The following is a 1612-nucleotide window of genomic DNA, read 5'->3' on the forward strand; positions in this document are numbered from 1 at the left end:
CAAACACTAGGGATAGTCCTATGACGAAGCATCCGATTGAAGTGATCACGTCTGTTGAGCGCCGTCGACGCTGGTCTCGCGAGGAGAAGGAGCAGTTGGTCGCTGCCTGTCTTGAACCTGATGCGGTGATCTCAGAGATTGCCCGCGCGGCCGGCATCCATGTCAGCCAGCTCTTCCGTTGGCGCAAGGAGCTTTGCCAGGTCGATGGGCCGTCGGCAGGAGCGGCAAGCATGTTGGTGCCGGTAATCGTGTCTGAGACCGCTTCGGCAGGCTCGCCCGCTATACCGGAGCCACCCGCACCATCCCATCCCCGACGCAAGCGCAGCGATGTAACGATCGAACTTGGTCGTGGCCGACGCGTCCGCGTGGATAGCGACATCGATACCGAAGCGCTTGGCCGTATTCTCGACTGTGTGCTGGGACTGCGATGATCCCGGTCCCTACAGGTGTAAAGGTCTGGCTGGCGACAGGCCATACCGACATGATGTGATGGACGCCCCTCTACCGCCGGCGCAGAATGCGCCGCGCCAATCCAAGGCAGGGAGGATCAAATGGATATCAAGGTAGTCGGGATCGACATCGCGAAGCGGTACTTCCAAATCCACGCGGTCGATAGCGCTGGCAACGCAGTCCTTAAGCGAAAAATCTCTCGGGAGGGGTTCCTGGAGTTGCTTTCGAAGCTTCCATCTTGTCTCGTCGGGCTCGAAGCGGGATCTGGCGCTCATCATTGGGCTCGGGAAATCGCCCGGCTTGGGCATGATGTTCGATTGATGCCGCCTCAGTTTGTCCGTCCATATGTGAAGACCAACAAGAACGATGCTGCGGATGCAGAAGCTTGTTGTGAGGCCGTGCAGCGCCCCAACATGCGCTTCGTTCCAGTCAAATCTGTTGAACAGCAAACGGCGCTGGCGCTCCATCGTGTCCGCGATCACCTGGTCCGACAGCGTACGGGCACCATGAACGCCCTCCGAGGGCATCTGGCCGAGCACGGTTTTGTCGCGCCATTGCTCCGTGGAGGGTTAAACAGCCTTATGCAAATCGTCGAATCCGGCGACGAGCACGGCTTGCCCCCATCCTTGCTGTCGATCCTCAAATTGCTCGTTGACGAGATCAGATCGGCCGATGCTCGCATCGCCGAACTCGACTGCAGAATGAAGGCGGATGCCAAAGACAGCGAGTCGTGCAGGCGACTAATCGACATTCCGGGCATCGGTCCCGTGATAGCAACCGCAGTGGTGGCAACGGTGTCTGACGATGACCGCTTTAGCTCCGGGCGTCATTATGCTGCTTGGCTCGGACTTACTCCCAGACAACATTCAAGCGGCGGCAAGGAGTGCCTGCTGGGCATTAGCAAGCGAGGCGACGCCTACATGCGTCGCCAGTTCATAAATGGAGCTCGATCACTTGTCAGAATCGCAGCGGGGCGAAGTGGAAGGATCTGGGATTGGATCAATTCGCTCATGACCAGGCGATCGTTCAATGTCGTCACGGTTGCAGTCGCAAACAAGCTGGCGAGAATTGCTTGGGCCATTCAAGCGCGCGGCACAAGCTGGCAGCCAGCATAAACAGGTTAGAAGTAACCGAGGACATCGAAATTGCGAGGGTGAACTAA

At 58.1% G+C, this 1612-nt stretch carries 2 protein-coding genes; both read left to right on the forward strand.

Annotated elements, in window-relative coordinates:
* Positions 1-20: 20 nt before the first annotated feature.
* Positions 21-431, forward strand: coding sequence for a transposase (locus EXZ48_RS34480; RefSeq protein WP_037407864.1), 411 nt, complete (start codon positions 21-23; stop codon positions 429-431).
* A 120-nt stretch (positions 432-551) separates the two neighbouring features.
* Positions 552-1565 carry an IS110 family transposase gene (locus EXZ48_RS34485; protein ID WP_130521563.1) on the forward strand — a complete coding sequence of 338 codons (1014 nt, stop codon included), beginning with the start codon at positions 552-554 and terminating at the stop codon, positions 1563-1565.
* Positions 1566-1612 lie beyond the last annotated feature (47 nt).

It is taken from the genome of Shinella sp. JR1-6 (genome assembly GCF_004284735.1).
GTDB lineage: Bacteria > Pseudomonadota > Alphaproteobacteria > Rhizobiales > Rhizobiaceae > Shinella.

What these genes read in the sequence shown, in the direction of transcription:
- EXZ48_RS34480 (WP_037407864.1), top strand. Translation starts at nt 21, where the DNA reads ATGACGAAGCATCCGATTGAAGTGATCACGTCTGTTGAGCGCCGTCGA.
- EXZ48_RS34485 (WP_130521563.1), top strand. Translation starts at nt 552, where the DNA reads ATGGATATCAAGGTAGTCGGGATCGACATCGCGAAGCGGTACTTCCAA.